Source organism: Lysobacter sp. F6437 (assembly GCF_052547215.1).
Genome location: NZ_JBQWRB010000004.1, coordinates 252,182 through 269,944 on the forward strand (window position 1 = coordinate 252,182; position 17,763 = coordinate 269,944).

Here is a 17,763-nt window from a genome sequence, read left to right on the forward strand (position 1 = left end):
CCGTGGCGTTAAATCGCGTCTTCGTCAGCCGTGTCGTCGTCGCCAGCCGGTTCCTGACCCGCCAGCATCAACTCGCGCAACTGCCGGAACAGCTCGCGGAACGCCCGCGGCGGCTTGTTGCGCTTGCGCTCTTCCAGCGTGTTGCGCACCAGCTGGCGCAGGCCCTGGCGGTCGGCGTCGGGGTATTGCTCGATCAGCTCCGCCAGCGCCTCGTCGCCCTCGGCCAGCAGGCGGTCACGCCAGGCCTCGACCCGGTGCATCGCCGCGACCTCGCGCCGCGCCGCATCGCCCTTCTCGTCGAGCGCGTCGCGGATCGCTTCCAGCACCTCGTCGTCCTCGCGTCGCATCTGCTTGGCCAGGAACGCCAGTTGCCGCTTGTGGGCGATATGCGAGGTGATGCGGCGCGCGTCGCGGATATGCGGCAGCAGCGCCTCGGGCACCGGCAGCCTGGCCAGCTGGGTCTCGGTCAGCGCCACCAGCTGCTGCCCCAGCGACAACACTTCCAGCGCGTCGCGGCGTTGCTGGCTGCGACTGTCGTCATGGAACTCGCCGGTTTCTTCGTCTCTGCCACGCATCGTCAACGTCCACCTGATCTCGAATTGCAAGGATAAGTCATTGAGCGACATCGCCTCTGTTTCGACGGGGAATCCCGTACCAGCCCACGCCGACAGCGACGCCCACCTGGACCTGCTGGCCGGGTTGTCGCAGCGCCTGCTCGAACGCGCCCGCGCCAATGGCGCCGATCAGGCCGAGGTTTCGTGCTCGGAGGACACCGGCCTCAACGTCAACGTGCGGATGGGCGAGGTCGAAACGGTCGAGTCGACCCGCGACCGCGGGATCGCCGTCACGGTCTACTTCGGCGGCCGCAAGGGCAGCGCCTCGACCGCCGACCTGCAGGACGCGAGCCTCGCCGCCACCGTCGACCAGGCCTGCGCGATCGCCCGGCACACCGAGCACGACCCGGCCGCGGGCCTGGCCGACGCCGAGCTGATGGCAACCGACCTGCGTGAGTTCGACAGCTGGCACCCATGGGCAATCGAGGCCGACCACGCGATCGACCTGGCGCTGGCCTGCGAGCAGGCCGGCCGCGACTTCGACCCGCGGCTGGAGAACTCCGACGGCGCTTCGGTCGGCAGCGGCAGCAGCCTGTCGGTGTATGCCAACTCGCACGGCTTCGTCGGTCGCGAGCGCAGCACCCAGCACAGCCTGGGTTGCGCGCTGATCGCGGGCCGGGGTGCCGACATGCAGCGTGACGGCTGGTACAGCATCGCGCTGGCCGCGGACGGGCTCGAGTCGGCGGCGACGATCGGTCGCAAGGCCGCCGAACGCGCGGTGTCGCGGCTGGCCCCGCGGCAAATCGCGACCGGCCAGTACCCGGTGCTGTTCTCGGCCGAGATCGCCCGATCGCTGGTCGGCCACCTGCTCGGTGCCGTCTCCGGCGGCGCGCTGTACCGCCGCGCCAGCTTCCTGCTCGCCAGCGTCGGCACCCGGGTATTCCCGGACTGGTTCGCGATCGACGAACTGCCGTTCCTGCCGCGCGGTTTCCGCTCGGCCTCCTTCGATGCCGAGGGCGTGGCCACCCGCGAGTCACCGCTGGCCACCGGCGGCGTATTGCAGCGCTACATCCTGGGCAGTTACTCGGCGCGCCGGCTGGGCCTGCAGACCACCGCCAATGCCGGCGGCGTGCACAACCTGCAGGTCGCGGCCAACGGCGGCGACTTCGAGGCGATGCTGGCCGGCATGGGCCGCGGCCTGCTGGTCACCGAACTGATGGGGCAGGGCGTCAACAACATCACCGGCGACTACTCGCGTGGCGCGGCGGGGTTCTGGGTCGAGGACGGCAAGATCCAGTACCCGGTCGACGGCATCACCATCGCCGGCAACCTCAAGCAGATGTTCGCCGCGATCGAGGCGGTCGGCAGCGATGTCGACCCGCGCTCGCACATCCGCACCGGGTCGATCCTGGTCGGCCGGATGACGGTCGCGGGCGAGGGGTGATCGGCGCCACCTGACCTTCGGCGGTTGACCCGCCGGGGGATTCAGCGGAGATTCGTGCCAGGCCCATGCAGCAGGAGCACGTCATGAACCCCGACGAAAACGAATCACCCGGAACCCCGCCGCCGTTCAACGACGCGAGCGGGCGCACGCCGCCGGAGCCGCCTGCGGCGCCAGGTGGCCAGCAATCTTCATCCAGCGACTCGTTCAACAAGTCGTTCAACCAGCCACCGCCGGCCTCCGAGCCGCCGCCGGACGGACATTCCGCCGAAGCGCGCCAGTGGGCGATGTTCGCGCATCTTTCCGCGCTGATCGGTGGCATCCTCACCGCTGGCTGGGCGGGTAGCCTGGGTTGCTTCGTCGGCCCGCTGATCATCTGGCTGGCCAAGAAGGACACGATGCCGTTCGTCGATGACCAGGGCAAGGAAGCGCTCAACTTCAACATCACCGTGGGCATCATCTTCCTCGCGCTGGCGGTGTTGTCGATCATGACCCTCGGCATCGGCCTGGTCATCGCGGTCCCGGCCTGGTTCATCATCGGCATCGCATGGCTGGTGCTGAGCATCCTCGCAGCGATCAAGGCCAACGAAGGCGTGGCCTACCGTTATCCGCTGACGTTGCGGCTGATCAAGTAAGAGCCCTGTCCGGGCTCCTTGCCCGGACTTGTTCTGTAGGAGCGGCTTCAGCCGCGATCCGGAATCGGCGCGCGCGACCGGTTATCCGATCGCGGCTGAAGCCGCTCCTACACTTTTGGCGGACTCAGCGGTCGCGCTCCACCGCCAGCCGTCCGAGGGCCCGCAAGGCGCCGGCGCGCTCGCCGAACGGGGCCAGCGCATCCGCCATTGCCTGGTTAAGTTCGGCCAGTCGATCACGCGACGCCTGCATCCCGATCAACGCCGGGAACGTCGCCTTGTCCTGCGCGGCATCCTTGCCCGCGGTCTTGCCGAGCGTGGCGCTGTCGCCTTCGACGTCCAGGATGTCGTCGCGCACCTGGAACGCCAGTCCGAGCGCATCCGCGTAATCGTCGAGGCGCGCAAGGTCGGTCGAGCCGGCGTTGCCGCACGATGCGCCCATCCGTACCGCGGCGCGGATCAGCGCACCGGTCTTGAGCCGGTGCAGGTGTTCGAGTTCCGCGACGGTGAGCGTGCCGCCGTTACCGGTCGCGCCCAGGTCGAGCGCCTGCCCGCCGCACATGCCGGTACTGCCGGCCGCGGTTGCCAGCGTTCGCAGCAACTCCACCCGTGTATCTGCGTCCACCGGCGCGTCGGCCAGTACTGCGAACGCCAGCGACTGGAGCGCATCGCCGGCAAGGATCGCAGTGGCCTCGTCGAACGCGACGTGCACCGTCGGCTGGCCACGACGCAGGTTGTCGTCGTCCATGGCCGGCAGGTCGTCGTGGACCAGCGAGTACGCGTGGATCAGTTCGATCGCGACCGCGGGTGCGTCGAGCGCCACCGGGTCGGCGTCGAACAATGCGCCGCTGGCATGCACCAGCAGCGGGCGCATGCGCTTGCCGCCGAGCAGCACTGCGTGGCGCATGGCGGCGTGCAGGGCTCGCGGTTCCACATCGAGTGCGGGCAGGGCGGCTGCCAGCGCGGCGCCGCTGCGCTCGCGCCATGCCGCCAGTTGCGGGTCAAGCATCGGGTGAGGCGGGCGGCGCGAACGGTTCGGCGCTGGCCGGGTCCTGCGGGTCACTGAGCAGGCGCACGCGCAACTCGGCCTGCTCCAGCGCGGTCTGGCAGCGGCGATACAGACCGACGCCGCGCTCGTAGGCGGCCAGCGACTCTTCCAGGCTCAACTCGCCGTGTTCCATCTTCTCGACCAGTTGCTCGAGCGAGTCGAGCGAGGCTTCGAAATCGGCGACCGGCGAGGCTTCGGGGGTGGCTTTGCGTGGCATGGCGCCAGTGTGCGGCCGGGGTCCGGGATGGTCAATCGGCCTGCGATTGCCGCGGTGCCGGCGACCACTGCAGGCATGTGCCGTGCTCGCGCAGCCATTGCTCGAAGGCGGCCGAGAGGATCCGGTCGCCGGCTGCCAGCAGTTCACCTTCCGTGGTCGACAGCAACGGAAGGCGCGCACGCTTCCACGGCGGCACCGCCAGGTCCTGCAGCACCTGTTTCAGCGCATGGCCGTGGTCGCGGCCGGGCAGGGTGATGCGCTCGCCCCCGCGACGGGAATGGACCAGGAGGGCGCGGCCGAAGCCGGGCGCGCGTTGGACAGCGCGCAGGTACAGGGTTGCGTGGGTGGGTAATGACAGGGGGGCGGTGCCATCCCAGGGAACTTGCCAATCGTCGGGTAGCGACGATTGCCGCCACTCCGCATGCAGCAGGTCGCGCCAGGCGTGGATCACCGCGCCGTGCCATTCGAACGTCGCCATCGCATCGGCACGCGCCGGCAGGAGCGTCGACTCGAGCTGGACGACGCCCTTGGCCGGCAGCGGGGGTAGGCCCAGCCTGTCGATCCACCGGCGCAGCACCCGTGCGCGTCGTGCCGGCGCAAGCGCTGAAAGGCGCGAGCGCGACAGCGACGCGGCATCATCGGTGGACACGTCGGCGAGCGCCGTGTCGTCACCCGAATCGAGCAGCCCGGCCGCCTCGTCGCACAACGCGGCCGAACGCGCCAGCGCCGCCGATGCGTGTGGCCATCGCTCGCCCAGCAGCGGCAGCACCTGCTGGCGCAGGAAGTTGCGGTCGAACGAGGTATCGGCATTGCCTGGATCCTCGACCCAGTGCAGCCCATGCGCGGTCGCATATTCCTCGAGCGATGCGCGCGGAACGCCCAGCAGCGGCCGCCACAGATGCCCCGGGCCGAAGTCGCGCCAGTCCCGCATCGCGGCGAGCCCGTCCGGCCCGGATGCACGCATCGCCCGCAGCAGGAAGGTTTCGGCCTGGTCGTCACGGTGGTGTGCGAACACGAGGATTTCGCCGTCGGCCAGCCCGTCGCGGAACGAGGCACGGCGTGCCTGCCGGGCCGACGCTTCGGGACCAGTTCCGGCATCGCGCTCGACTTCAACGCGGGTCACCGTCAGCGGGATCGAAAGTCCTGCGCAGGTCGCCTCGCATTCCGCAACCCATTGGTCGGCATCCGCATGCAATCCGTGGTGCACGTGCCAGGCGCGCAAACCACGCGTCCGCGCCGCTGGCGATGCGGCGAGCGCTTGCAACAACACGGTCGAATCCATCCCGCCACTGAATCCCACGCAAAGTGGCCCCGCAGGGAGGCGTTGCAGTGCGTTATCGAGCAGTGCGGGCAGGGCGTGCATGCGCGGCGGCCGGGCTGCGCGCGGAGGCGCGGCTCAGCGCGGTCCCCACCTGCGGCGCGTGCCCGGGGTGGCCGTGTCCCCGCCAGCGTCCGCGTCGGCTCCACGCGAGGTGCGTTCGATGCTGCGCGCCGACGGCTTCAGCAGGCACGCGCCGGCGACCAGCGCGCAGGCGACCGCCAGCCCCGCGGCCATCATCGCGAACATGATGTTGGAGTCCAGCAGCAGGAAGGTCGCCACCAGCAGGACCCCGCAGCCCAGCGCCCACATCAGTGCCATGAACTTGCCGGCCATGTCAGGCCACCTCGTACGCGCCGTAGCCGCGCAGGCGCTCGTAGCGGCGTTGCAGCAACTGCCCAGGCGGCAATGCCTCGATCGCGTCGAGCTCGTTCATCAGCACGGTCTTGAGCCGGGTCGCCATCTGCTTCGGGTTGCGGTGGGCGCCGCCGGTCGGCTCGCGTACCACCTTGTCGACCAGCCCGAGGCCATGCAGGCGGGTCGCGGTCAGGCCGAGCTGCTCGGCCGCGTCCTTGGCCTTGCCGGCGTCCTTCCACAGGATCGAGGCGCAGCCCTCCGGCGAGATCACCGAGTAGGTGCTGTATTGCAGCATCACCGTGCTGTCGCCGACGCCGATCGCCAGCGCGCCACCGGAGCCGCCTTCGCCGATCACGGTGCAGATGATCGGCACCTTCAACTCGGCCATCTCCAGCAGGTTGCGCGCGATCGCCTCGGACTGGCCGCGCTCCTCCGCGCCGATGCCGGGGTAGGCGCCGGGAGTGTCGATGAAGGTCAGGATCGGCAGTTCGAAACGCTCGGCCAGCTTCATCAGCCGCAGCGCCTTGCGGTAGCCCTCGGGGCGCGGCATGCCGAAGTTGCGGCGGATCTTGCTCTTGGTGTCGCGGCCTTTCTCGTGGCCGATGATGACCACGCTGCGGCCGTCGATCCGGCCCAGCCCGCCGACGATCGCGGCATCGTCGCTGTAGGCGCGGTCGCCGGCCAGCTCCTGGAACTCGTCGCACATCACCCGGATGTAGTCGTTGGTGTGCGGCCGCGCCGGGTGCCGGGCCAGCTGCGAGACCTGCCACGGCGACAGGTCGCGGAAGATCTGCGCGGTGCGGCGGCGCAGCTTGTCCTGCAGCGCATGGACCTCGGTGTCGGCGTCGACCGCCGAGCCGTGGCTGGCGTGGCGCAGCTCCTGGATCTTGGCTTCCAGGTCGGCGATGGGTTGTTCGAAATCGAGGTAGTTCGGGTTCATGCGGGTCCGGCTCTCGGGCAGCGTGCTGCCGATCAAGGGGACAGTCTAGCCGACCGGTCCCGGCCGTACCGAGGCGTGTGGCAGAGCGGGCCGATCCACGCTCTGCGGCACGCTCACGTCCGCTCGTGTCTACTGGCCGCAGTGTCCGCCCCCAGGAATGCCCCTTGTCCCGACTGTTTGCCCCCCTGAACCAGCGCGGCGTCACATTCCGCAACCGCCTCGCGGTCTCGCCGATGTGCCAGTACTCCGCGCGCGACGGGATGCCCGACGACTGGCACCTGGTGCACCTGGGCAGCCGTGCGGTCGGCGGTGCCGCGGCCGTGATGGCCGAGGCCACCGCGGTTTCGCCGGAAGGTCGCATCTCGCCGGCGGATACCGGCCTGTGGAACGAGGCCCAGACGCAGTCATGGACGCGGATCAACCGATTCCTTGCCAAACAGGGCGCGGTACCGGCGGTGCAGTTGGCCCATGCCGGGCGCAAGGCCAGCACCGATGCGCCATGGCGTGGCGGCGGCCCGGTTGGTCCCGAAGATGGCGGCTGGACGCCGGTGGCGCCGTCGGCGGTGGCGTTCGATCACGATTCGCTGGTGCCGTCGGCGCTCGATGAAGCCGGCATCAGGCAGGTGGTCGAGGACTTCGCCGCCGCCACCCGTCGCGCGCTCGCCGCCGGTTTCGAGATGGTCGAGATCCATGCCGCCCACGGCTACCTGCTGCACGAGTTCCTGTCGCCGATCTCCAACCGCCGCACGGACCGCTACGGCGGCGATTTCGACAACCGCATCCGCCTGCTGCTGGACGTCATCGACGCGGTGCGCGCCGACTGGCCCGAGCGCCTGCCGCTGTGGCTGCGGATCTCCGCGACCGACTGGGTCGAGGGCGAGGGCTGGGACATCGACCAGAGCATCGCCCTGGCCGAGCGGGTCAAGGACCGCGGCATCGACTTGGTCGACGTTTCCAGCGGCGGCACCGTGCCGAACGCGAAGATCCCGGTGCAACCGGGCTACCAGGTCCCGTTCGCGTGCCGCATCCGCCGCGAGGCCGGCATCGCCACCGGTGCGGTCGGCCTGTTGACCGACCCGGCGCAGGTCGAGCGCATCGTTGCCGACGACGAGGCCGACATGGTGCTGCTGGCCCGGGAACTGCTGCGCGACCCGTACTTCCCGCGCCGCGCGGCGCATGCGCTGGGCGCCGGGATCACTCCGCCAGCGCAGTATGGCCGGGCGTGGTGAGCCGATGCCGGCTCAACCCGCCTCGGCATCCATCGGGCAAGTGCCCGGGTCGGTTGCCAAGGGCCGCACGTAGCGGAGCAGGCTGACCAGCGTCTTGCCCGGCTCCTCCCACGGAATCATGTGCGAGGCGTGCTCGAACCACACGCCGGCCTTGCACGGCGCATCCACCTTGGCAATCCATTCCGCGGTCGGCGCCGACGGCGTCGTGTAGTCGTGTCGGCCCATGAACATCACCACCGGGATCGGGAACGACTCGACACCGGTGAAGTCCACCTCAAGGAATTGCGGCAGCACCCGCCACAGCGTGAACACGTTGCCTTCGCCGATCGCGCGTACGTCGTCGGCGCTGTATTCCGGCGACAGCCACGGCCCGCGGTGGTAGTACGGCGACTCGGCGCGGTAGGCGGTCATCCCGCCGTAATGCTGCGGCCACTTGCGCGCGATGATGATGCGTTCACGCGTGATCGGCTCGTCGCCGGGGTAGGGTGCGATCGACTCCATCTCGCGCACCGCCGCCTCGTTGCCTTCCGCGCGCGCCCGCTGCAACCCGTATTCGAAGCTCAGCTTCTCGTTCAACCGCGTGTTGACGACCTGGCCGATGCCGACATAGGCGTGGAACAGGTCCGGGCGCTGCAGCGCGGCGTGGGTGGCCACGATGGTGCCCCAGCTGTGGCCGACGAGGATCAGCTTGTCCTTGCCGAGCCGTTGGCGAACGTGCTCGGCCATTTCGATGGCGTCGTCGACATAGGTCTGGATCTGCAGCGTGTCGTCGACCGCCTCGGGATCGTTCGCCAGGAACGTCTTGCCGGCGCCGCGCTGGTCGTACTGGACGACCGTGAAGTACTCCTCGATCGGCCGCTGGAACTGCCACGTGGTCGGCATCGTCGGCGAGGCCGGGCCGCCATGGACGAACAGGATCACCGGGTTGTCGCGGTCATGGCCGCGGATGTTGACCCACTGGTCGATGCCGCCGATGCGGGTCTTGTAGGTCTCCTGCACGCCGTCGGGCGTTTCGATGCGGGTCAGGTCCCGCACCACTTCGCGCATCTTGCCGCAGAGTTCGCCGCAGTCGGGCGCGTAGGGCTTCTCCGCCTGCGCCTGTGCAGGCGATGGCGCCGACAGCCACAGAGTCGCGGTCAGCAGGGTCAACAGTCCGATGGTTCGCATGGCGCCTCCAGTGGCCGGTTCGATCCCGCGCGCAAGCGTCGCGGTCGGGAACCACCTTATCGAGGGTCGATCGGGCCAGCGTGTGTCAAAAGGCCATGCAACCTGCCGTTGCCCGCGCGCATCGTCTCAGGAGGGCGCGGCATCGGACGGATGGTTGACGCCGTCCTCCGTCACCACGCCATCGATCTTCAGCGGATTGATGCCCTCCAGGCAGCCGACGTTATAGCCGTATTGCTCCGGGTTGGAGCGGCGCTGGTGATGCGTGTAGATCCCGCAGTTGCCGCAGAAGTAGTGCCGCGCGACGCGGGTGTTGAACTGGTAGAGCTTCAGCTGTTCGGCACCCTTGACCACGTGCAGCCCGGCCAGCGGTACCGACGCCACCACCGCGCCCTTGCGACGGCAGATCGAGCAGTCGCAACGCCGCGGGTCGACGATGCCGTCGGGTAGTTCCAATTCCAGCTCGACCGCGCCGCAATGGCAGCTCGCGCGGTGGCGCGGCAACACCTGTACGCCATCCACCTGCTTGATCATGTCCAGTCCTCCGCCGAAAACGCCATGCTACGGAACCATTGCGCCTCAGCCCACGCGGCTGCGGAACATGAAGTACACCGCGCCCAGCATGCACAGGCCCGCCCACAGATAGTCGAGCTTGAGCGGCTCCTTCATGTAGAGCACCGCGAACGGCACGAACACGGTCAGCGTGATGACTTCCTGCAGGATTTTCAGCTGCCCCAGCGACATCACCGTGTAGCCGATCCGGTTGGCCGGCACCTGCAGCAGGTATTCGAACAACGCGATGCCCCAGCTGACCAGCGCCGCCAGGAGCCACGGCTTGCTGCCAAGCTCCTTCAAATGCGCGTACCACGCAAAGGTCATGAACACGTTGCTCAGGGTGAGCAGGCCGATGGTGAGCCAGGTCGCTTGCATGGGGAGCGTCGTATGCGGGGTCGGGGCGGAAATGATGCACCGTCACCGACCCCGGTGGGGCCCCGGCGTGGACGCGACCCCGGTCAGGCGGAAGCCGGGGCGTCCGTCGAACGTCGCCGCAGCCGCCGTGCGAACCAGTCGCCGACGTCGTGCAGCACGGTGTACGCCGCCGGCACCACGATCAGGCTCAGCAGGGTCGAGGTGATCAGGCCGCCGATCACCGCCCATGCCATCGGCGCACGGAAGCTGGAGTCGCCTGACAGGCCCAGCGCCAGCGGCATCATGCCGGCGCCCATCGCCAGCGTGGTCATGATCACCGGGCGCGCGCGCTTGCGGCAGGCGTCGACCAGTGCGTCGTGCTGCGACAGGCCGTGCTCGTCCTCGGCCATCACCGCGTAATCGACCAGCAGGATCGAGTTCTTGGTCGCCACGCCGATCAGCATCAGCAGGCCGATCAGCGCCGGCAACGACAGCATGTTCTGGGTCAGCAGCAACGCGCCGAATGCACCACCGGCCGACAGCGGCACCGCGGTCAGGATGGTCAGCGGCTGCACCGGATGGTTGAACAGCAACAGCAGCACCATGTAGATGCAGACGATGCCGGCCACCATCGCCAGCGCGAAGCCGGTAAACAGCTCGACGAACACCTCGGCGTCACCGGTATTGAGGAAGTCGACCCCGGCCGGCAGATTGTTGACGCTCGGCAGTTGCTGCACTTCCTGCATCACCTCACCGAGCGGACGGCCGTTGAGCTCGGCGGTCAGGGTGACGTTGCGCTGGCGCTTGTAGCGCGAAATCACCGACGGCCCGCTGCCGGACTCGATCTCCGCCACCGCCGACAACGGCACCGGGCCCTGGTTGCCGCGCACCTGCAACTGGCCGATCAGCGCCGGGTCGCGCAGGTCCTCGCGGGCAAAGCCGACCCGAATCGGGATCTGCCGGTCGGGCAGGTTGAGCTTGGCCATGCGCTGGGTGTAGTCGCCGGCGGTGGCGACGCGCGCGGCCTCGGCGATCGATGCCGTCGCAACCCCAAGGTCCGCCGCGCGTGCCGGTTGCGGCACGATGCGGATCTCGGGGCGCAGCAGCGACGCCGATGACGAGATGCTGCCGAGGCCTTCGAGCCCGCGCAGATCGCGCTCGACCGCGGCCGCCGCCGCATGCAGCGTCTCCGGATCGTCGCCGGCCAGCACCAGCTGCATCAGGCCGCCGGGTTCGGCACTGATGAAACTCACCCGCGTGCCCGGCAGGTCGGCGAGACGCTCGCGCACCTCCTGTTCGAGTTGCTGCTGGCTGCGGTCGCGGTCGTCCGCCGGCCCCCAGTCGACCACCAGCGTCGCCGCGCGCGCGCTGCCGCTGCCGGTCTTGGACGGGTCGCCGAGATCGAGCGCGGCGCCGACCATGGTGAACACGCTGTGCAGTTCCGGCATCGAAGCCAACTCCGCGCGTGCCTGCTCGGCGACGGCGGTGGTCTCCTCCAGCGGCGTGCCCGGCGGCAGTTCGATGCTGAGGTTGCTGCGTCCCTGGTCGGCGGTCGGAATGAACGTGGTCGGGATGAACGGCACCAGGCACAACGACACCACGAACAGCCCGAACGCCACCCACAACGTGCGGCCGCGATGGCGCAATGCGGCATCGACCCAGCCGAGGTAGCGCTTCATCAGCCGCGACTCGGCGACGTGGTCCTCGTGCGGCTTGAGCAGGTACGCCGCCATCATCGGCGTCAGCAGGCGCGCGACCAGCAGCGAGAACAGCACCGCCGTCGCTGCGGTCCAGCCGAACTCGCGGAAGAACTTGCCGGCGATGCCGGGCATGAAGGCGACCGGAATGAACACCGCCGCCAGCGTCATCGAGGTCGCGATCACCGCGGTGCCGATCTCGTCGGCGGCCTCGCGCGCGGCTTCACGTGGCGTCTTGCCCATGCCGAGGTGACGCACGATGTTCTCGATCTCGACGATCGCGTCGTCCACCAGGATGCCGACCACCACCGACAGCGCCAGCAGCGTGATCATGTTGAGCGAGAAGCCGAGGAAGTAGATCACCGCGAAGGTCGGGATGATCGACAGCGGCAGCGCCACCGCACTGACCCAGGTCGCGCGCCAGTCGCGCAGGAACAGCCACACCACCACCAGCGCCAGCAGCGCGCCTTCCCACAGCATGGTCATCGATGATTCGTAGGAGCGCTCGGTCTCCTCAACCATGTTGCTGACCAGCTCGAATTCCACGCCCGGGTTGGCTTCGACCAGCTCGGCGAGGGTCGCCTCGACCTCGTCCGCAACGTCCAGTTCGTCGGCGCCGCGGCTGCGAGAGATCGAGAACGCCACCACCGACTCGCCATCAAGCAGTGCCGCCTGGCTTGGGTCGGCCGCGGCGTCGGTGATCGTCGCGATCGACGACAGCCGCACCGCGCGGCCGTCGGCCAGGCTGATGGTGTAGTTGCGCAGGTCCTGCACGTCCTCGACCGTGCCAATGGTGCGGATGGTCTGCTGCTCGCCGCCGATCTCGGCGCGGCCGCCGGGACGCTCGACCTGGATGAGTGCCAGTTGTTGCGACACCTCGGCCGCGGTCACCCCGAAGGCCAGCAACTGCTGCGGGTCCAGGTCGACCCGGATCTGCCGCTCGATGCCGCCGATGCGCGACACCTGCGCCACGCCGTCCACGCCGTACAGGGCGCGTGCGACCTCGCGGTCGACGAACCATGACAACTGGTCGGGCGCCATCGCCGGCGCCGACACCGCGTAGGTCAGCAGGGCGCCGCCGATCTCGACCTTGCTGACCAGCGGCTCCTCGATGTCCTGCGGCAGGTCGGTGCGCACGCGCGTGACGGCGTCCTTGGTTTCGTCGAGCGCCTCGTCGATGTCCACGTCGAGCTCGAACTCGATCATCGTGGTGCTGACGCCCTCGGTAACCGTCGACATCACCCGCTTGATATCGGGGATGGTTGCGACCGAATCCTCGACGCGACGCGTGACCTCGGTTTCCAGCTGCGACGGCGACGCGCCCGGTTGCATCACCGTCACCGTGGTCATCGGGAACGCGATATCGGGGAAGCGCGCCACCGGCAACTGCATGAAGCCCCAGATTCCGGCCACGCATAGCACGAAGAACACCATCACTGCCGGCAGCGGCCGGCCGATCGCCCATGAGGAGAGGGTGCCGCCGCCGCTCATCGGGCGGTGGCCGATGCGGCTTCGGACGTCGCGCCGGTGCCTTGAGCCGGTGTGGCCTCGACCACGCGCACCGGATCACCATCGGCCAGGAAGCCGGCACCACGCGTCACCACCTGTGCGCCTTCCTTCAGGCCCTTGCGCACCTCGACATAACCGTTGTCAGTCGCGCCACGCTCGATCCGCGCCATTCGCGCGCTGCCGCCCTCGACCACGAACACGGATGGGAAGCCGTCGCGCAGCACCACCGCCGACGCGGGCACCACCGGTACCGTCGCCAGGCCGGTATTGATCTGCCCTTCGAGATAGGTGCCCGGTTGGAGCTCGGCAGGCTCGGGCAGATCGGCGAACACCGTGCCGGTGCGGCTGGCGGCATCGACGCCCGGCGACACCGCACGCACGGTGCCGACCACGACGTTGCCGCCGCGGTCACGCAACTCGACGCGGTCACCCGGGTTTACCTTGCCCAGATCCCCGGCGGGCAACTCGGCGCGCCATTCCAGCTCGCCGTCCCTGATCAGGCGCAGCAGCTCGCTGCCGGCCGCGACCACCTGCCCGGGCTGCACCAGTCGGGCCGAGATGATGCCGTCGGCCGGTGCGCGCAGGGTCGCGAAGTCGCGCCGCAACTGCGCCGCATCGCGCGCCGCGCGCGCCGTGCCCACCCGCGCCTCGCTCTGGGTACGCGCCGCGCGCAATTCGTCCAGCGCCGATGCACTGATGTACTGGCCGCTGGCCAACTGCTCGCCGCGCGCCAGGTTCGATCGGGCCAGCGCCGCACCGGCTTCGGCTTCGCGCAACGCCGCCTGCGCCTGGGCGAGGTCGGAGTCGAGCGTGCGCGCGTCCAGCGTCAGCAACACATCGCCCTTGTCGACCGCTTCGCCCTCGTCGACGTTGACCGCGGTAACCCGCTGCCCGCTCAGCTCGACCCCGAGCTGCATCTCCTCGACCGGCGTGATCGGACCTGACGCGGTGACCCCGCTGGCCAACTCGCGCCGCACGACCGGTGCGGTGGTGACTGCCATCCCGGCATTGGCATCGGACGCGGCGCCTTCCGCGGTGTCATCGCCGCCACAAGCGACCAGAGCGAGACAGAGGCAGGCAAGCGGCAGCCAGGTGCGGAGTGATACGGACATGGAAGTTTCCGGCGGCGAGGACGCGCCAGTGTACTGACAGGTGCATTAATTACGCTTTCACCGATGATGTGCCGATACGCCCTTGCTCCGGTACCGTGAGTCCCGATGCCGACTGCCATCATCTGGTTCCGCAACGACCTGCGCCTGCGCGACCACCCCGCGTTGAATGCTGCGCTGAAGGCCGGCCTCGCACCCGTGCCGGTTTACATCCACGCACCCGACGAGGAGGGCGAGTGGGGGCCGGGCGCGGCGTCGGATGCATGGCGGCATCGCTCGCTGGTCGCGCTCGATGCCGACCTGCGGCAACGCGGGACGCGCCTGCGCGTTTTCGCCGGCGACAGTCTCGCAACGCTGCAGGCCATCGCTGCCGCCAACGGGGCGCAGGCGGTGTTCTGGAACCGGCGCTACGACCCGGTGATCGAAGCGCGCGACACCCGCATCCGGCGTGAACTGCGGCGGCACGGCCTGCGTGCGGAAGGACACAACGGCAGCCTGCTGTTCGAGCCGTGGCAGGTCGAGACAAAGGCGGGCGATCCGTTCCGCGTATTCACGCCGTTCTGGAAAGCCGCGTTGTCGAGGTGGAACCCGCCGCGCCCCCGGCCTGCACCCGACGCACTGCCAGCGTTTGAAGCGTTGCCGGACGAAGTGGCGATTGGCGATCTGCGCCTGCAGCCATCACCACGCTGGGACACGTCGTTCTGGGGTGGCTGGACACCGGGTGAGCACGGCGCCGATGCCGCACTGCAAGCATTCACCAGCGGGGCATTGCAGGACTACCGCGACGGCCGCGATCGCCCCGCCCAAACCATGACCTCGCGTCTTTCTCCGCACCTGCACTTCGGTGAAATCACCCCGTGGCGCATCGTCGAAGCGCTGGAGCACATCGGCCCGGCCGACCAGCGTGCCGCCTACGTGCGTGAGCTCGGCTGGCGCGAGTTCGCGCATCACGTGCTGCACCATTTTCCGCACACACCGGACGCCAACTTCAGCTCGCGCTTCGACGATTTCGACTGGGCCGACCCGGCGCCCGCCACGCTGCACGCCTGGCAACACGGCCGCACTGGCGTGCCGATCGTCGACGCCGGCCTGCGCGAGCTGTGGGCCACCGGCTGGATGCACAACCGCGTGCGCATGATCGTGGCCAGCTTCCTGACCAAGAACCTGCGCATCCACTGGCGCCACGGGGCCCGCTGGTTCTGGGACACCCTGGTCGATGCGGACCTTGCCAACAACACGCTCGGCTGGCAGTGGGTGGCCGGCACCGGCGTCGACGCCGCACCGTACTTCCGTGTGTTCAACCCGGTGCTGCAGGCTCGCAAGTTCGATCCGCAGGGCGAGTACATCGCGCGCTGGGTGCCCGAACTGCGCGCACTGCCGGCCCGCGCGCGGCACGCCCCGTGGGAAGTCAGCGCCACCGATCGCGAAGCAATAGGCGACTATCCGGACCGGCCGATGGTGGACCTGCCCGACAGCCGCCGCGACGCGCTGGCGGCGTTCGCGAAACTCAAGCAGCGGTAGCGGGTTGGCAGTACGCTCGCCGACGATCTGCACTTTGCGGCAGCACGCGCGGTTCGATTGCTTTCCGAAAAACTCAAGCCAACTCAGCCTGGCTTGCGCTTGCTCGCTTTCGGCTTCTTCGGCTTCTTCGGCTTCGGCGCCGGCAATGCCGCCTCGGTCGCCACCAGCAGGGCGCGCAACGCGTCGCCGTCGTCGAGCAGTTCGTCCGCGATCGGGTAGTTCTTGGCGCCGGGGTAGGGCGGCCGCTTCGGCAATGGATCGGTCAGCGCCGCCGTCGCCGGAGCGGCCTTGATGAAGAGGCTGTTGTCGCAGGCGAATGCGATGACCTTGCCGTGCAGGTACAGCCCGTACTCGCCAAACATCCGTTTGTGCGTGAGCGCGTCGCCGAGGTCCGCCTGTTCGGCGATGTAATCGATGAAGTCGCGGGTGGTCGCCATGAATGGTCGCTTCCTGCTGGCGTGGGTGTCGCTGGCAGCCTAGTCCGCCGCTTCCGGCGCCGCCAGGCTGTTGCTGTACATCCCCGAGCGGTCGAAGCAGCAGGCGCGTCGCTGGCCGCTGGCGAGTTTGTCGCACGCGACATCGATGCGGCGAACGCGGGTTTCGGGCTTCTTGGGCGAGGTGACCCAGTGGATCCAGTCGCGCCGCGCGACGGCGGTGATGTCCTTCCACACCGCACGCGCCTCCGGAGCGGCGGCCAGCGCCTTGCGCAGGTCGGCCGGGACTTTGGGTTCGGGCTCCTCTTCCACCGGCGCGATCTCCAGTACAACCTCGTCGCCGACCTTGGCGCCCGCAGCTTCGCGTAGTTTCCTGTCGACCTTGAGCCAGTGGCTGCCCTGGCCGTCGGGTTCGAGCGTGGCCACGAAGGGCGCGCCGTCGAAGGTGCCGTCGACGGTGGTCATGCTGCGCGTGGGGAGCTTCTCGCTGGCGGACTTGGGCAGGACGAGGAACGTCCAGCCGGCCTTGGCTGGCTCCGCCGGACGCAGCAATCGCGCCTTGAAACGAATGCTGGCGGCAGACGTGTTTGCAGTAGCCATCAGTTTTACTCCTCTCGCAAAGCCACGCCCAATCTAATCGAGGGCGATACCCGGCCGCCAACCGCTGCGGGCCAGGAATGCCTCCGGGTCGGTCATCGCGAAAATGTCGCGAAGCGCCTGCTGCTTGTCATCAGCCTGCTGGTAGTACGCCTTGGTGATGCGATAGCCCACCCAGTAGCCGAGGTCCCCCGGCTTGTCCGGCGTGCTGTTGTAGACCCAGTCCGAGAGCTCGGTGCTGTCCGCGTCGGCGAGGAACGCCGTCTCGACCTCCGTTTCGCGCCCGGCGACCAGGTCTTCCATGTAGGCGTAGGCCACGGCGCCCGTGGTCAGCTCGGTGACGAACTCGGCCAGGCCTTCCTCCAGCGAGATCGCCAGCACGGTCACGTTTTCCTGGTCGGAGAAATCCGCGGTCCGCTGGACATGCGCGAACTCGTGCGCGGCGACGCCCACGAAGCGGTCCTCGATGTCGGGGTTGATGAAGTCGGTCGCGCACAGCGCCTCCAGCCCGACCTGCACGCCGCTCGCGTGGCCGCCGACGGCGACCGGCTTGCCGCGGCCGATCGCGACCGTGATGGGCGGGAAGCGCGCATCGGGATAGAGCTTGCCGAGGCTGACCATCGCCGCCGCCAACCGGTCATGCACGCGCGGCAGGACCGCGACGCACTCGCGCGCCTCCGAGTAGATCTGCGGCCGCTTGGCGATCGCCGCGGCGATCGACTCGCCATCGACCCGGCGCAGCCGCGCGAGCGTGTGCAGGCCTTCCGAACCCGGGTCCAGGTAGTCGCGCTGCAGCACCTCGGCGGTCGGCTTGCCGTCCGCCGCGTCATAGATTTCGTAGAAGCGGGCGACGTCGCCGGTCTCGATGACGGGCTGCGCGTCATTCGCGGCCGCGGGCGAGGCGGCCGCCAGGGTGAGGGCGGCAACTGCAATCCTGATCATGCGGTTCTCCATGTTTCCAGTGCCGTGCACAGTGCCATGCATGCCACCGGATCGAACGTCCCCACAGGCACCGTGCGGATCGGCCTATATGGGTTGCCGTCAACCGCAATGTCGATGGGGCCGGCTTCGGGAGCGCCGCCCCGGG

18 protein-coding genes are annotated in these 17,763 nt (G+C 69.0%); 4 read left to right on the plus strand and 14 right to left on the minus strand.

Annotated elements, in window-relative coordinates; translation table 11 throughout:
• Positions 1-8: 8 nt before the first annotated feature.
• The gene (yjgA, locus tag ACT9F5_RS12905; protein ID WP_445120357.1) at positions 9-575 is read right to left on the minus strand and encodes a ribosome biogenesis factor YjgA; all 567 of its coding nucleotides are present in this window, start codon (positions 573-575) and stop codon (positions 9-11) included.
• A 49-nt stretch (positions 576-624) separates the two neighbouring features.
• Between yjgA and pmbA the strand changes: the two genes are divergently transcribed.
• Both pmbA and ACT9F5_RS12915 read left to right on the plus strand, forming a co-directional pair.
• Entirely contained in the window at positions 625-1,998 is a 1,374-nt protein-coding gene (gene pmbA, locus ACT9F5_RS12910) for a metalloprotease PmbA (RefSeq protein ID WP_445120409.1), read from the plus strand.
• Between the two features lie 284 nt (positions 1,999-2,282).
• Positions 2,283-2,630, plus strand: a complete 348-nt coding sequence (locus ACT9F5_RS12915) for a DUF4870 domain-containing protein (RefSeq protein ID WP_445120410.1) — start codon at positions 2,283-2,285, stop codon at positions 2,628-2,630.
• Positions 2,631-2,754: 124 nt separating this feature from the next.
• On the opposite strand, the gene ACT9F5_RS12920 is transcribed toward ACT9F5_RS12915, so the two are convergent.
• From ACT9F5_RS12920 to ACT9F5_RS12940, 5 genes are read right to left on the minus strand one after another with little or no spacing between them, the layout of a single operon-like run.
• Entirely contained in the window at positions 2,755-3,636 is an 882-nt protein-coding gene (locus tag ACT9F5_RS12920) for a farnesyl diphosphate synthase (protein ID WP_445120358.1), read from the minus strand.
• Entirely contained in the window at positions 3,629-3,892 is a 264-nt protein-coding gene (locus ACT9F5_RS12925) for an exodeoxyribonuclease VII small subunit (RefSeq protein ID WP_445120359.1), read from the minus strand. Before ACT9F5_RS12925 ends, ACT9F5_RS12920 begins: the two co-directional genes overlap by 8 nt.
• 31 nt (positions 3,893-3,923) lie before the next feature.
• On the minus strand, positions 3,924-5,255 hold the full coding sequence (tilS, locus tag ACT9F5_RS12930) for a tRNA lysidine(34) synthetase TilS (RefSeq protein WP_445120360.1): 1,332 nt from the start codon (positions 5,253-5,255) through the stop codon (positions 3,924-3,926).
• 33 nt (positions 5,256-5,288) lie between these two features.
• Positions 5,289-5,546: a hypothetical protein gene (locus ACT9F5_RS12935; RefSeq protein WP_445120361.1), complete on the minus strand. Its 258-nt coding sequence runs from the start codon at positions 5,544-5,546 to the stop codon at positions 5,289-5,291.
• 1 nt (position 5,547) lies between these two features.
• On the minus strand, positions 5,548-6,507 hold the full coding sequence (locus ACT9F5_RS12940) for an acetyl-CoA carboxylase carboxyltransferase subunit alpha (protein ID WP_445120362.1): 960 nt from the start codon (positions 6,505-6,507) through the stop codon (positions 5,548-5,550).
• Between the two features lie 164 nt (positions 6,508-6,671).
• On the opposite strand from ACT9F5_RS12940, the gene ACT9F5_RS12945 reads away from it, so the two are divergent.
• Positions 6,672-7,736, plus strand: a complete 1,065-nt coding sequence (locus ACT9F5_RS12945) for an oxidoreductase (protein WP_445120363.1) — start codon at positions 6,672-6,674, stop codon at positions 7,734-7,736.
• A gap of 12 nt (positions 7,737-7,748) precedes the next feature.
• Here the strand turns inward: ACT9F5_RS12945 and ACT9F5_RS12950 are convergent, their stop codons facing one another.
• The 5 genes from ACT9F5_RS12950 to ACT9F5_RS12970 form a co-directional block, all read right to left on the minus strand.
• Positions 7,749-8,903 (minus strand): alpha/beta fold hydrolase, encoded by a 1,155-nt coding sequence (locus ACT9F5_RS12950; RefSeq protein ID WP_445120364.1) that lies wholly within the window; start codon positions 8,901-8,903, stop codon positions 7,749-7,751.
• A gap of 126 nt (positions 8,904-9,029) precedes the next feature.
• On the minus strand, positions 9,030-9,434 hold the full coding sequence (locus tag ACT9F5_RS12955) for a GFA family protein (protein ID WP_445120365.1): 405 nt from the start codon (positions 9,432-9,434) through the stop codon (positions 9,030-9,032).
• Positions 9,435-9,479: 45 nt separating this feature from the next.
• Positions 9,480-9,830, minus strand: coding sequence for a DMT family protein (locus tag ACT9F5_RS12960; protein ID WP_445120366.1), 351 nt, complete (start codon positions 9,828-9,830; stop codon positions 9,480-9,482).
• 83 nt (positions 9,831-9,913) lie between these two features.
• The gene (locus tag ACT9F5_RS12965; protein ID WP_445120367.1) at positions 9,914-12,997 is read right to left on the minus strand and encodes an efflux RND transporter permease subunit; all 3,084 of its coding nucleotides are present in this window, start codon (positions 12,995-12,997) and stop codon (positions 9,914-9,916) included.
• On the minus strand, positions 12,994-14,127 hold the full coding sequence (locus ACT9F5_RS12970) for an efflux RND transporter periplasmic adaptor subunit (protein ID WP_445120368.1): 1,134 nt from the start codon (positions 14,125-14,127) through the stop codon (positions 12,994-12,996). The genes ACT9F5_RS12965 and ACT9F5_RS12970 overlap by 4 nt, the downstream gene beginning before the upstream one ends.
• A 105-nt stretch (positions 14,128-14,232) precedes the next feature.
• Between ACT9F5_RS12970 and ACT9F5_RS12975 the strand changes: the two genes are divergently transcribed.
• The gene (locus ACT9F5_RS12975) at positions 14,233-15,645 is read left to right on the plus strand and encodes an FAD-binding domain-containing protein (protein ID WP_445120369.1); all 1,413 of its coding nucleotides are present in this window, start codon (positions 14,233-14,235) and stop codon (positions 15,643-15,645) included.
• Between the two features lie 83 nt (positions 15,646-15,728).
• Here the strand turns inward: ACT9F5_RS12975 and ACT9F5_RS12980 are convergent, their stop codons facing one another.
• From ACT9F5_RS12980 to ACT9F5_RS12990, 3 genes are read right to left on the minus strand one after another with little or no spacing between them, the layout of a single operon-like run.
• Positions 15,729-16,082: a TfoX/Sxy family protein gene (locus tag ACT9F5_RS12980; RefSeq protein WP_445120370.1), complete on the minus strand. Its 354-nt coding sequence runs from the start codon at positions 16,080-16,082 to the stop codon at positions 15,729-15,731.
• A 39-nt stretch (positions 16,083-16,121) separates the two neighbouring features.
• Complete coding sequence (locus ACT9F5_RS12985; protein WP_445120371.1) at positions 16,122-16,679, minus strand: YdeI/OmpD-associated family protein; 558 nt, start codon at positions 16,677-16,679, stop codon at positions 16,122-16,124.
• 33 nt (positions 16,680-16,712) lie between these two features.
• The gene (locus ACT9F5_RS12990) at positions 16,713-17,618 is read right to left on the minus strand and encodes a DUF2268 domain-containing putative Zn-dependent protease (RefSeq protein WP_445120372.1); all 906 of its coding nucleotides are present in this window, start codon (positions 17,616-17,618) and stop codon (positions 16,713-16,715) included.
• Positions 17,619-17,763: the final 145 nt, after the last annotated feature.